General features: G+C 47.6%; 9 protein-coding genes and 1 tRNA gene. 1 reads left to right on the plus strand and 9 read right to left on the minus strand.

What is annotated here, in order from left to right; all coding sequences use genetic code 11:
- Positions 1-188: 188 nt before the first annotated feature.
- The 6 genes from BWI97_RS21180 to tnpA form a co-directional block, all read right to left on the minus strand.
- The gene (locus BWI97_RS21180) at positions 189-1,679 is read right to left on the minus strand and encodes a RagB/SusD family nutrient uptake outer membrane protein (RefSeq protein WP_102202697.1); all 1,491 of its coding nucleotides are present in this window, start codon (positions 1,677-1,679) and stop codon (positions 189-191) included.
- A gap of 27 nt (positions 1,680-1,706) precedes the next feature.
- Positions 1,707-3,299 (minus strand): TonB-dependent receptor domain-containing protein, encoded by a 1,593-nt coding sequence (locus BWI97_RS21185; RefSeq protein ID WP_369826629.1) that lies wholly within the window; start codon positions 3,297-3,299, stop codon positions 1,707-1,709.
- A 9-nt stretch (positions 3,300-3,308) separates the two neighbouring features.
- Entirely contained in the window at positions 3,309-4,880 is a 1,572-nt protein-coding gene (locus BWI97_RS21190; RefSeq protein WP_102202699.1) for a SusC/RagA family TonB-linked outer membrane protein, read from the minus strand.
- Between the two features lie 297 nt (positions 4,881-5,177).
- Positions 5,178-5,969 carry an SDR family oxidoreductase gene (locus tag BWI97_RS21195; protein WP_102202700.1) on the minus strand — a complete coding sequence of 264 codons (792 nt, stop codon included), beginning with the start codon at positions 5,967-5,969 and terminating at the stop codon, positions 5,178-5,180.
- A gap of 171 nt (positions 5,970-6,140) precedes the next feature.
- Positions 6,141-7,067, minus strand: a complete 927-nt coding sequence (locus BWI97_RS21200; protein WP_102202701.1) for a polyketide cyclase — start codon at positions 7,065-7,067, stop codon at positions 6,141-6,143.
- 101 nt (positions 7,068-7,168) lie between these two features.
- On the minus strand, positions 7,169-7,642 hold the full coding sequence (gene tnpA / locus BWI97_RS21205) for an IS200/IS605 family transposase (protein ID WP_094814211.1): 474 nt from the start codon (positions 7,640-7,642) through the stop codon (positions 7,169-7,171).
- 559 nt (positions 7,643-8,201) lie between these two features.
- Between tnpA and BWI97_RS21210 the strand changes: the two genes are divergently transcribed.
- A tRNA-Met gene (locus BWI97_RS21210) sits at positions 8,202-8,274 on the plus strand.
- Positions 8,275-8,329: 55 nt separating this feature from the next.
- Here BWI97_RS21210 and BWI97_RS21215 read toward each other — a convergent pair.
- The 3 genes from BWI97_RS21215 to BWI97_RS21225 form a co-directional block, all read right to left on the minus strand.
- On the minus strand, positions 8,330-9,748 hold the full coding sequence (locus BWI97_RS21215) for a polysaccharide lyase family 1 protein (RefSeq protein ID WP_102202702.1): 1,419 nt from the start codon (positions 9,746-9,748) through the stop codon (positions 8,330-8,332).
- A 247-nt stretch (positions 9,749-9,995) separates the two neighbouring features.
- Positions 9,996-10,286, minus strand: coding sequence for a hypothetical protein (locus BWI97_RS21220; RefSeq protein ID WP_146010997.1), 291 nt, complete (start codon positions 10,284-10,286; stop codon positions 9,996-9,998).
- A gap of 836 nt (positions 10,287-11,122) precedes the next feature.
- Entirely contained in the window at positions 11,123-13,486 is a 2,364-nt protein-coding gene (locus tag BWI97_RS21225; RefSeq protein ID WP_102202704.1) for an FdhF/YdeP family oxidoreductase, read from the minus strand.
- Positions 13,487-13,497: the final 11 nt, after the last annotated feature.

Below are 13,497 nucleotides of genomic sequence, written 5' to 3' on the forward strand. Positions count from 1 at the left end.
CCGTGAAACTGGAAGACTTCGCCAAAGAATTTGCGGGGGCTTATCAGCAAGGATAGGTTTTTACGAGTTATTAGTTATCAAGGGTTGAGCTTATTGAAAATAACATCCGTTTATCGAAACCTTTGATTTAGATACGCAAAACCCCGTAAGTGAAAGCTTACGGGGTTTTTGCCTCAAAAAAGCTTTACTTATTGGGGATTCTGTACGACAACCCCGTTGGAGTTGTTGATCTCATCCTGCGGAATCAGAAACTGCCAGCGAATGTCTCCGGCGGGCACCTCGAATACGCCGTTGTTATAAGCCGCATTGTGGTTTCCACCGTTCCGGTTCAGGGGAGCATTGGTGCGTTTCAAATCGTAAAAACGGAAGCCTTCCCCCCAAAGCTCCATCCGGCGTTGCGTCATGATTTCTTCAATCAGAGCATCACCCGTTTTCGTGGATTTCACGTATTGCGGATCGCGATTAACGGCCAGGGGGTACAGTACATCCGCCGCCTCGGCATTTTTCCCCTGCCGGGCCAGGGCTTCGGCTTCAATCAGATACATCTCTGCCACCCGCATGTAGGGAACGTCTCCGATACTCAGGGATTGGTCTGCTACGCGGAATTTCCTGGAATGATAGGCATACCGCTGAAAGTTGGAAGCAGGCAGGGGGAATTCTGCCGTATTCCTGCCCGTGGGATCCCAGAGTTTTTTGCGAATATCCGTTGCGGAAATTTTGTCGTACAAGGCCGAAAAAATCAGTTTCGGGGCCGAACGGATAGCCGTTGAGTTGTAATTATTGGACATGTACGCGAAAAACGAATAGAAATAATTCGTCTGATCGGCCACAATGCGGGAAGACCACATCCACTCTGGATTGCTGTAGTTGTTAAAACCCGACAGATAATCTTCATTCGTCATGAGCGTAAACCGGGCCCGAGCCTCTTTCGCAAACTGAGCCGCCGTCGCGTAATCCTGCTGGGTCAGTGCTACGCGAGCCTTGATGCCTTTCGCTACGTTAATGTCAAAGTGCGATTTGTTGGTGCGGGTATAGCCATCGAACAGTCCAATCGCTTCCGTCAGGTCCTTGTGAATCTGGGTGTATACTTCCGCTACCGTATTCCGGGGCGTCGGCGTCGTTTTGGGTTCTAATACCAGCGGAATGCCCAGACCACTGTTCGGCTGTCCGGCTACGTAACGTTCCCCGTACAACTGCACCGCCTGAAAATACGCCCAGGCCCGGTACGTCAATGCCTCCGCCTTGATGGCTTTTTTATCGGCTTCCGGACCTTCGGCGTTATCGATACCAGCCAGCAGCATGTTTACGTTGCCAATGATGACGTAGTAAAATGTGTAGTTGTAGAAGGAACTGCTACTTGACGGATTTCGGTGGTTGATCCAGCGGTACTCATTCAGCAAACCATTGTTGGAGGCATTGGGAAACACGACGTCCTCTCCCATAATGTCCATATACATCATATTTCCCGACTGTCCCCCCTGTACCTGCGTACCAAAGATTTGGGAATACAGAATCCGGTGAATCCCGTTGAGAGCCGCCCAGGCATTCTTCGTCGAGGTAAACGCGTCGTCCGTCAGTACCTGATCGGTGGGTTTTTTTTCCAGAAAATCTTTATTACAGGAGGCTAACAAGCTCAGTGCCAGTACGCCCATCATTCCACTTTTCACTATATTTTTCATGATTCAATGCTTCTGTTAAGTGGTTTACTAAAATCCCAGGCGGGCTCCGATGGACAATACGCGGTTAAAGTTGTAGGTATTGTCAACCGTTCCGTTGAACGAGCCCGTTACGTTCATACCGCGACGGGTCGAGAACAGAGCCAGGTTTTCTCCCGCGAAATACAGACTGGCCGATTTGGCTCCAATACCTGATAACCAGCTCACGGGCAGCGTGTAACTAAGGGTAATGTTGTTGAGCTGGAGGAAGGACGCATCCGTCAGGAAGCGGGTGCTTTCGCCGGTCAGGTTCGCCACATCGCCGTTATCGAAACGAGGTACATCCGTTACGTCACCGGCTTTCTGCCAGCGTTTGAACGCATCTTTGTGCAGAGCCGTGCCGTACGTGCCGCCGTGCATCAACTGACGATACGCGTTGTCATACACTTTACCTCCCACCTGGAACGTCAGTACAAAACTCAGCGAAATGCCTTTGTAGGACAGGTTATGATTCATGGAACCATAGAACTTGGGAATCGACGAAAAGCCGGTATAGCGGTAGTTGGCTTCTGAAATCACTCGCGTCAGCGTATCCGCACCCACGATTTTTGCGTTGGTCGTCAGGGTGTTGGTTTTGTACATCGCTAAACCCGTTTCCGAATCAATCCCGTGGAATTCCCGCATGTAGAAATCATAGATGGAATGACCCACGCTGTACGCTTTGGTACCCGTCTGAATCAGGGGCTGACTTTCGGGCATCTTGGTAATTTTGTTCTTGAAGGACGTTAGGTTGAGCGTTACGGCGTAGCGGAAATCCTGCGTCCGAACCACCTCGCCCGTCAGTTGAAGTTCAACGCCCCGGTTGTATAAACTACCGATGTTGCGGTTTACTTCAAACTCTCCACTGGTCGTACCGCCATTCGCCAGGGCCAGGGGTACGCTAAAGATCAGTCCGTCGGTAGCCCGGTTGAAAAACTCCACGCTACCCGACACCCGGTTCCGTAGTACGCTGAAGTCAATGCCAACGTCGAAGTTCTTGGCCGTCTCCCAGGTCAGCTGGTAGTTGGCAATGGAAGCCTGCGTAAAACCCGGCTCGGCGTTGTTGTTACGGGCCAATTCATACAAACCCTGGTAGGGATAATAGCCGAGATCGCCGAGGTCTTCGTTACCGACCACGCCGTACGAGGCCCGCAGTTTCAGCATACTCAACCAGTTGATATTCTTCAGGAAGTCCTCTTTTTCGATGTTGTAAGCCGCTCCCAACGACCAGAACGTAGCCCAGCGTACGTCTTTGTAAAACTTGGAGTTCCCATCCCGCCGGATCGACGCATTCAGTACGTATTTCTTGTCGAAATCGTAGCTGGCCCGGGCAAAGTAACTTTCAATCCCGTAGTTATCTTCCCGCGAGGAAACGTTGAGTACCGTGGCGAAGTTGGGCAATTCCGTAATACCATCGACGATGATCCCCGCCCGGGCTCCGACCATGTAGTTATATTTGTATGTATAACTTTCGTGGCCGCCCAGTACATTCAGGTTGTGCTTACCGAAGGATTTATCGTATTCCAGCAACTGATTGAACGTACTGCTCATGGTCCGGTACAGGTAGTGGTACGAACGGCCCGCCGGAGCACCATCGCCAATAATGGGGTTGTCTTAGGTACGACGGTGGCGATCCTGCAAATCGAAGCTGATGTTGGACGTAGCTTTTAAACTGGGCAAAATGTTGATCGTGGCATAGGCCCGGCCACCGATAATGCCCGTTTCTTCTTTTCGGTCATTCAGCTCATTTTCCCAGACGGCGTGACGGCCACTGGAGAAAGGACGACTGTCGCCCATATCGTATACTTTGTTGCCGTCTTTATCCAGCACATACGCTCCCGTGGCCGGATCATGTTTGTAGACCGGGTAGATCGGCCCCATGAAACGGGTGATGTAGAAGGGATTAATGAAAGACGTTCCACCCGTACCAGCATCGGTATTGGACCGACTGTAGCTTCCGTTCAGGTTGAGACCCGTTTTGAACCATTGGGTCGGCTGCGTATTCATATTAACGCGAGCCGTAAAACGCTCAAAATCAGATTTCAGCAAATAGCCTTGTTCTTTCGTATACCCAACCGAGGCGAAGTAATCGGATTTATTCGCTCCTCCGTCGTAGGAGATGTTGTAATTCTGACGACTCTGTCCACCCCGCTGAATGGCTTTAACCCAGTTCAGATCTTCGGGATACAGCAACTGGGCATTGGGATTCAATACCCCATTCGCATCAACAATCTGATTATTCGCCACATTGAAGGGATTGTACTTCAACAGATCGTAGATGCCCGTATAGTTTCTTCCCAGATATTGAGTAGTCTGACCAGCGGCAATGCTTCCGGCTACTTCTTGTGGAATTCTCAGCGAACCGTATTGCAGCGTATTCCGCTGAACTTCCCACATCAGGGGATAGTATTCCTGAGCCGAAACGGTTTCGTATTCGGGTAAGCCCCGGGAAATGGTTCCTACGGATGCGTTGAAGTTCAGATTGTTACGGTTATTCTTTCCTTTTTTGGTCGTAATCAGGATTACCCCGTTGGCTCCCCTTGATCCGTAGATGGCTGTTGTAGAGGCGTCTTTGAGTACGTTAATGGACTCAATATCATCCGGATTGAGACTGCTGGTATTCATGTTGAAAGGCACACCATCTACCACGTACAAGGCCGAGTTGGAGGCCGAAATGGAACCGAATCCCCGAACGCGAATGGCAGGTGCCGAACCCGGAGCCCCGCCCGACTGGATGGTCTGAACGCCCGGAGCCGCTCCCACCAGTGCGTTGAGTGCATTGGATACGGGTCGCTTGGCAATGTCGATGGCTTTTACCTGAGCGGACGATCCGACGTGTGTTTCCTTACTGACGGTACCGTAACCCACGACCATTACTTCATTGAGTACCTGCGATTCTTCCTGTAAGATGACATCAACCGTGGTTTTGTTAGTAATGTCGATTTCGGACCTGGTAAAACCAATGTTACTGAAGACCAGAACGGTTTGCCCTCTGGGGACAATCAACGTATAACGTCCTTCGGCATTGGTAACGGTTCCGGTAGTGGTGCCCTTTACGGCTACGCTGACACCCGGTAAGGGTACGCCTTCCTGCGAAGAAGTCACGACCCCTTTTACAGTAGTTTGTGCATAGAGAAAGCTTCCTGTCAGAACTAGGAACAGAAAGCTGAGTAGAGATTTACTCATAGAGCGAGTGAATTAATAGTGGTAAGGGAGTACGAAAGAGCCCTAAAACTAGGTTCACTTGCAGGTAAATAAAAATTTGTCAAATAAGTTATTCGAAAAATCTTATATTAAGTTTATATATTAAAATAAAATTAAATTTCGTCTTTTCAACAAAGACCATACATATCCTTATATGAAAGTAGTGAATACATACTATCTATAGTTTAAGATGGCTACCAAGCAAAAACTCCCGCCAACGCTGGTTGACGGGAGTTTAACGGTGTGGAATTCCACGCATTACCTTATGAACTATATCCGCTATACGAAACCGTAAGCATTCGACTGACCACCATCAATGGCGATGGTTTGACCATTCACATAGCCACAATCTTCGCTTAACAGAAAAACAACCAGTTTCGCTACCTCTTCGGGCTGACCCAGCCGTTTGGTGGGGTTAAACGATGCGTATTCGGCTTCGGCCTTTTTCGGATCTTCGGGATTGATCTGATTGAAAGCCTCGGCCACCATCGGCGTCAGGATAGCTCCCGGAGCGATGGCGTTGGTCAGGATACCGAACCGACCGTATTCGAGTGCCGCATTCTTGGTGATGCCACTGACGGCGTGTTTGGTAGCAACGTAGGGCGTTTGGTTCATCACACCCCGAATACCTCCGACGGAAGCCACGTTCACAATGCGTCCGTACTCCTGCGTTTGCATGACCGGAATGATGTAACGTAGCCCATAATACGCACCCATCAGGTTGATGTCGATCACCTTCTGGAATACGTTCAGATCGTAATCCGTCAGTGAAGCCTGACGCCCCTCAATACCTGCATTGTTATAAAAACCGTCGATTCGACCGTATGCATTTACGGTTTCCTCGACGTAATTCTTCACCGCTTCTTCGCTGGAAACGTCCGCTACGACGGTCAGCACTTTCGCTTCCGGATAGCTCTTTTTAATCTGCTGCTGGGCCTTTTCCAACGCCTCAGCATTATAATCCACTAACGATAGGATGGCTCCTTCTTTGGCCGCTTCCAGGGCGGTAGCCAAGCCTAAACCCATGCCTGCACCCGTTATGACGATTACTTTGTTTTCTAGCTTTTTCATATCATTATAGTAATTGTACTTACTAAATAACCCTCTTACCAGCAGAAAGGTTTAGATCTTTTGAAAACTATCTGTATCTACATATAATTTCACTTTACGAGTGAACGGATTGTATGCGAGATTTCTTAACCCTGAGCACCAGACAGGTCTGGCCAGAGTTGTCTGACTTTACTAACGTCTGAGGTCTTTCGTGAGGTTGGCAAATACGTAATCATGCTCCTGACGGATGCCAAGTTTTTCCAGGGGCTCCCAATACCAGCGGGGCGTCAGTACGGACGTATAGGTGGTAATGCGGGTTAGTTTACAGGCCTTACCCTCTACGGCGTCGAAGTAATAGATGGCTTCTTTGAAACCCAGCCATTTCCGGCCAATGAGGTTATAGTCGATAACATCCATTTTCAGCACTTTACCTCGTTTCAGTTCGGTAATTTTCTCGACGATGGTTCCGCCACCAAAGTCGGAATTACTAAGTTTGCCACCTTTGAAATAACAGGTCCGCAGGCCCCCGACTGCTTCTTTTTCCAGGACACATTTCACGGGAATCGGTAAATCAAAATGCATCAGAAAGGGCTTTTCAGCATCCAGCGTATCGACGGATTTGATGGCGTCGTATACCTGTTCGGGCGTGTAAGGAAAGACTTGCTCCGTCCGTACTTCAATAATGGCTTCTTTGTCAGTATTCAGAAAATGTTCCGCAGGGGCGGCAATCAGGAACGGAATCAGGGGAAGCAACAGAACCGATACCCGATCGGTACTTTTCATCTGATCATACCGTTTCACCAGATGCGAAAGTACGTAACCGAAGAAGATCAGGGGTACGATCAGGGGCAGGGTCATGACAATACAAAGCAATCCGGATAAGCCGGGTATATACAGGGCCAGCAGCACGATCACGGTTGTACCAATCGCTCCCCAGAGCAGATACTTCTTGTTAGGCATAGCCCCGATGGAAATTCCCAGGACGAGGGGTAGTAGAATAAATAAAACCCAACCATAGTTAACCAGACCCAGGAACAGAAACGCAATGCCCGTACCCAGAAAAAGAAGCGTCACCAGAATGGAAATGCGAAAACTGCGGTCCGCTAAAATAGCTTTCATAAATCAGAAAATCGTTTTACCTGTCAGGACTAGAGGGCATCGGAGATGCAGAGAGGATTCAAAGTTACCACTTCTATCACTTGGCAGAACAAGACATTCAGTTATGAATTCATTAAGTTTTGAAACCCGTACGCTTCATTGAATTCAATCTGAAATTTTTCCAGTAAGCTTCGGTATTCGTCCTGAAACGTCTGCGTAGCGTGGTGCTTTTCCTGGTTCTGGATGTAATGATAAACGCTCGCGATTTGTGAATGGCTGTAAGAAAAGACGCCATAGCCCCGCTGCCACTCAAAACGCTCCGGCGTCAGTTGCTGGTCATTGATGTATTTAGAAAATTTGGCCTTGACGGTTTTCATTAACTCGGAGATCGATACGACTGGCTTCAGACTTATCAGGCCATGGACATGATCGGCTACCCCATTTACCAGAATCGTTCGGCAACCAGATTCGTTGATCAGGTTGCCGATTACTGCAAAAACTTCCTTCCGCCAGTCGTTGTGTAACATTGCCTGCCGATATTTTACAGCAAAGACCAAATGCAGGTAGACTTGATGATAGGTATTAGCCCTAATCATAGGGTTGAGAGGGCTAATGTATCGGTTGGGAAAGGGGGGTTGGAAGGGGTATTGGAAATTTTGATTGAAGGCTAGTTGGAAGGGAGGAGCGTCAGGAGTGGGATTTGGTCTTGGTATGTTTTGTCTTTAGATGTGGAGAAAGGGCGTTAAAATGCTGATAAAAAGGACGTAGGGTTGAAACCCTACCCTACAGGATGGTTCGAGCCTACGGCTCCTGTTTGGACTTTTTTATAGGAACTTACTTTTCTTGATGCCTCTTTATCTCTCAACCCAATTAATAAGAGCCATAGGCTCGACCCATCCTGTAACCTTGGTATTTTAATCCAAGTAAAGACTCTACAACACAGATTGAGGATTAAGTCTATCTGTGCTCAATCAGGCAATACCTTGATTTTCATTTACATATTCTTCCTACCGCTTCAAAATATGATAGTACATTTTACGCCTTCCGCATGTACTATAACCCATTCAAACCCGCTCATAGAAAAAGTATTTTCATAAATAGTAAAAATAAATTAGCTATTCGAGAAAAAGTGTTTACCTTTGTATCACAAAACACCGCGGGATGGAGCAGTTGGCAGCTCGTTGGGCTCATAACCCAAAGGTCACAGGTTCGAGTCCTGTTCCCGCTACTAAAAAAGCCGATCAGTACTGATCGGCTTTTTATTTTGTACCTACCTGGCTACACTACAGCGTATTCAGATAGACTTCCAGCATGGTATATCCGCTCTTATGAATTGTATTGCGATCCTCCGCATTGTTAGGATTCAGGCCATTCGCTTCCTCCCAGCGATCGGGCATTCCGTCTTGATCGGAGTCTAAGGGGGCCGCGGCAGTAGCGTACACGGGCCAGCCGCCTACCGCATTGGGATGATCAATGATACCAGGTTTGCCAAAACTACCCGAGCCCGAAGCCGAACCTGAGCGGGTTTCATTCACAACCCGACTATCGACGACATCGCGTTTGGGCAACGTAGCCCCCGCTTTCAGTAACACCGATTCAAACGCCTGAGTAGCCGATTCCTGTTTGATGTCGGCCACGGCAAAGGCAGTGGTTGACTTGATTTTCGGACGTTCGGCTTCGGGAATAGGAGCCGCATCCAGTCCCAGCCAATTGTCATTGGTCAGATCGGCCCGTCCTTCCATGATATTTCCCGACAAGTGCCATCTTCCCACCCCATACTGACCATTCACGTCATAATCGCAACGCATAAACTTAATGGTATTGGGTGCCGCAGGGCCGGGTTTGTAATAGTTGTTGACCATGTTGATCTCCGATTTTCCACCCGGAATATTGACGCTCCCTCCCGCACAGGCATTGTTATTCCCCCAGTTGTAGATTACGTTGTTCCGGTAATCAACCACTGCGGTAGTATCATGAGCCCGGGCTCCATTGAAGCGTATCGTACGGCTGTTCTGATGAGCAATCAGGTTGTGATGATACGAGGCGTACTGACCGCCCCACACCCCTCCGTACGATCGCGTTCCCTTGGCGTGACCGGCGTTGTACAGGCCTTCACTGACGATACTCCATTGTACGGTAACGTTTTTCGTGTCATACATCGCCGCACACTCTTCGTTGGCCCAGCTAAACGAGCAGTGATCCACAATGACGTTATGACAATTCTCCATGTCGAACCCATAAATACCTTTGGGATTATCGCCCCCCGGACGCGAACGCAGGTAGCGAATGATGATGTTTCCGTGATTGCCGCCCTGGCTGGCCGCCCGGGCTCCGTTGAGAATAAACGAATGCCCTTTCAGACAAATGCCATCGCCGGGAGCCGTTTGGCCGGCAACGGTAAAGTTGGATCGGGTTACTTTAATCTCAGACTGAAGTTCAATCGTCCCTCCAACCCGAAACACAATGGTGATCGGCTCACCAGGAAAAGCCCGCAGAGCCTCCCGAAAGCTTCCCGCACCACTATCGTTGAGGTTGGTGACTTCTACCACCTTACCGCCCCGGCCTCCAGTGGCATAGCGGCCAAAACCTTCCGCTCCGGGAAAAGCTAAGAGTTTTGCAGGTTCTTCCGGATTTACGTGGTCGGTACAGGAACTGGAAACCAGCGATAAAGCAAGGAGAGAAGTAATGGTTAATGCTTTCATGAAACTCAGGTTTTGTTTGAGCCGCAAAATTCAGCCCCACTCCACCCTATTCTCTGTACTATTTTTTCATTGTATAGTTAAATTTTAGCAATGTATGAACTAGTATCTGATAATTTTGCCTGTCTATCTTCGTAGCTAGGAAAGACCTCTTTCGAAACAACTGATGATTTTTTATAAGAATGCCCTGCCTATACTGCTTCACTTGACACTTAACGTAAACTGAGATTTCCTATGTGACTTAAGCTCATTAATCCGTAGGTTTCATCCTGCCAACCGTTTCCACTTTTCCATCTTTATAGTTTACTTCTATCTGGGATGATTCAAAAGTGAAACCTGGTTTTTTTCCCATAAAATATCTCCAGGAATCGCTCTTTAATTCATTTCCCTCTAGTCCTACTATTTGAACAACCTCCGCTTTTGTTTTTCCGACCAATAATTTGTTATTGATAAGATCATCTTCCATCTCATAACGCGTCTCTTTTTCTGTAGCCCACCTATTTTCTGTAAAGGCGTGTTTAGGATAATAACTTGTAACCATAAAAAAAAAAGACAATACAACTTACAAAAAATACAGGCGTAGATAAAATCGTCAACAACCAAAGCATTAGCCTTCTATTCGTCTTATTTTCAATGCGTTTCTTCAACAAGTGATGGATTAAACTATATACAGGAATACCAAAAAGAGAAAGAATACTCAAGGGAACTAAAAAAAACATAACAGTTGCTGTGGCAATGAAAAATGTTTGCATACCGATAGGGATAATTCAATAAAACGTTCATTATCAGAAAATGTGGATTATTTTTTATAAAGGTAATCCACTATAACCTGAATTGCAGATGAATCCTAGTTGCTTTATAAACATAATTTAACGCTGAAATTCTATCTATTCTGAAACAACTTTAGTAACAAATAGTAGATTAACCCGTTAGACTACATGCCACCACTTCTAAACGGAACATGGTATACGTTTTTAGCTTCCCGGTTCATTCGTTCCAGCCTCGTAAACCCTTTGGCTAATCGCTTCTCTTTCTAATACACCCTGGCTACATGGGCATAAGTCTGGATGGATCTGATCCATATACCTCTCCAACTTCTTTTAGTTTATGGTAAACCAGATCACTACCCCGCTTGCTACTTATCGCCGTAAAGGTAAACGCATTTACTTTGCAATTCAAAGTTCTTTGAAAGATATTCGCGATTTAAATCAATCATAGCCCAAGCATGTATCCGGGAAAATTTTAATCTGTAAGTGAAGCAAGTGATAAACTATAATTTCAAGTGTCTCATTAACGCTTAAACGAACAGGTGCCTATGTGTTAAACCCATACCTAGGTACAGATTTAACACATAGCACCTGCCACTACTAGCACCTATTAACCTACCGTCTTATCCAGTTCAGGCTTATGCCTACGAATCTTAATCTTAACATACTTGGATGCCGGCATATTTGCCCCTTTCACCACATTATTAATCGATACCAAGACATTGGCTTCCGGGAAATACGTCATCGTACTTTTTTGCGGAATCGAATATTTTACAACGATAAATAACGGAGCAACCCGCTCGATTCCATCATCATAATTGAACAAATCCACCTTATCGCCTTCTTTAAGTCCGGCTTTCGCCATATCTTTTTCGTTCATCATCACCACTCTCCGTTCATTGAAAATCCCGCGGTACCGATCGTCTAAACCATAAATAACGGTATTGAATTGATCGTGGGTTCGAGTCGTTCCCATCAGATATTCGTCGTCGGCCAGCGTATTATCCGGAATTGGGGTTACGTTAAACGCTGCTTTTCCGGGATATGGTTCGCTATTGAATTTACCATCTCTGGCTGAATTCGGCAGATAAAACCCACCCTTCTGCACGACGCGTTCATTATACTTTTCAAAGCCCGGAATACACTGCTCGACATCATCACGAATGGCGTCATAGCTGTTCATGAAACGATCCCAATCAATCACGGAACGTTCACCCAAAACCGCTTTCGCCATTCGGCAGGCCACGTGCGTTTCATTAATCAGGTGTTCCGAAATGGGTTCCAGTACGCCACGTGACCACTCGATTACGCCCATTGAGTTTTCCGTACTCACGTGTTGCAGTTCGCCATTTACTAGGTCTTTTTCACTTCTGGAAATAACCGGAAGGATCAAGGCTTCTTTGCCGTGAACCAAGTGATTACGATTGAGCTTGATGGAAACGATTACGGACATTTCCAGCTTTCGCATCGCTTCGGCGGAATAGGTAGTATCGGGAGCGGCGGATAGGAAATTTCCGCCCATGCAGAACATAAATTTCACCTTCTCCTCGTGCATGGCTTTCAGGGCCTTCACCACATCGTAACCACCCGCTCTGGGAACGTTAAATCCGTAAAAGGACTCCAATTTATCCAGTTGTTCTTTAGTCGGATGGTGATTGATCAGTAAGGTTCGGTTGCCCTGCACATTGCTATGACCACGCACGGGACACACCCCTCCCCCTTTGATTCCGATACTGCCTTTCATTAGCAACAGATTCACGATGTTGTAGATCATTTCCACGCCATTGTGCTGCTGCGTGATTCCCATTCCCCAGGCAATCAGGATTCGTTTTCGGGCGGCAATCATTTGGGCCGCTTCGCTCAGTTTTTCAACCGAAACGCCACAGGCTTCCGAAAGAAAATTTAAATCATACTGCTTTAACTCCTCCACCAGGGCGTCAAAACCCGCCGTTTCGTTCGCGATGAATTCATGATCGAGTACTTTTCCGGGATTTTTGGCTTCTTCTTCCAGCAATAGGATTTGCAGGGCTTTCAGCAGGGCCATGTCTCCGTTGATTTTAACCGGAAGATACAGATCCGATAATTCGAGCGGTTTCCTGAGCAGGGCACTCGGACTTTGCGGATCTTTGAAACCCATTAACCCGGCTTCCGGAAGCGGATTGATGGCCATAATCTTCGCTCCATTTTTCTTCCCTCGGGCTAATGCCGAAAGCATCCGCGGAGAGTTGGTACCCGGATTTTGTCCGATAATAATGATGAGTTCGGAGTCATAGAAATCTTCCAGCTTCACCGTCCCTTTGCCAATACCAATGCACCGGGTCAGGGCGTAGCCGGAGGTTTCGTGACACATATTGGAGCAGTCCGGGAAGTTATTGGTACCGAACTCGCGGGCGAATAACTGATACACCCAGGTCGCCTCGTTACTCGTTCTTCCCGACGTATAGAAGATGGCTTCATTGGGCGAAGCCAGGCCGTTTAACTTTTCAGCAATTTTAGCGAAGGCCCCTTCCCAGCTGATGGGCTGGTAATGCGTTCCACCCTGGGGCAAATACATCGGTTCCGCGATTCGACCCAACTGACTAATTTCATAATCAGACCGTTTAGACAAGTCGTATACCGAATTTTCTCTGAAAAAATCTGCCCCGATCTTCTTGGAAGTAGCTTCCTCGGCCAGTGCTTTAGCTCCGCTTTCGCAGTATTCGCCCAATCGCGAACGCTCATCGTCGGGATCGGGCCAGGCACAGCTGGGGCAATCGAAGCCGCCAAACTGATTCATGGCAAACAACGCTTTTCCGCCCCGCAGCACCGAATCATTTTTTACCAGCTGCTCCACCGAATGCTTGACGGCCGGAGCACCGGCGGCCCAGTTTTTAGGTGATTTGTGTTTTAAATTCAATAACTGATGCGGGGGTTCTGCGGCAGGTAATGGGCTGGATGGATCGCTTAATTTTTCATTATTTTCATTCGTTTTCATAAGGCGGGTAG

This window comes from Siphonobacter sp. BAB-5405 (genome assembly GCF_002872335.1).
Lineage (GTDB): Bacteria > Bacteroidota > Bacteroidia > Cytophagales > Spirosomataceae > Siphonobacter.